Below are 236 nucleotides of genomic sequence, written 5' to 3'. Positions count from 1 at the left end.
CCATAAGACTCCGTGGCGCAGGCTGTCGTCTCAATCAGGCGATACCGTCGCAAGATCTATCCGCCCGGGTATGACGGCTCGTCGGACTTCAACGGGTGCGCGTAGGAGGCTTCCTCTATCGCGCAGATGACGTGTCGCTCGATCACCAAACAGGTTTCGTCGTACTCTAGCACCAGGTTCGGATTGAACCGTCGCCTTCGAACGGAGTCGCGGGCTTCGACTGCCATCTGATAGGC

At 58.9% G+C, this 236-nt stretch carries 1 pseudogene; it reads right to left on the bottom strand.

Features of this window, described 5'->3' with window-relative positions:
- Nucleotides 1–56 precede the first annotated feature (56 nt).
- Nucleotides 57–236 (bottom strand): annotated as a pseudogene (locus AF337_RS44695) (hypothetical protein); the annotation flags it as partial.

The sequence above is a fragment of the Rhizobium ecuadorense genome (assembly GCF_001187535.1).
In the GTDB taxonomy this organism is placed as follows: domain Bacteria; phylum Pseudomonadota; class Alphaproteobacteria; order Rhizobiales; family Rhizobiaceae; genus Rhizobium; species Rhizobium ecuadorense.
Note: the sequence above shows the minus strand (reverse complement) of the source record. Positions and strands in the feature narration are given on the sequence as shown.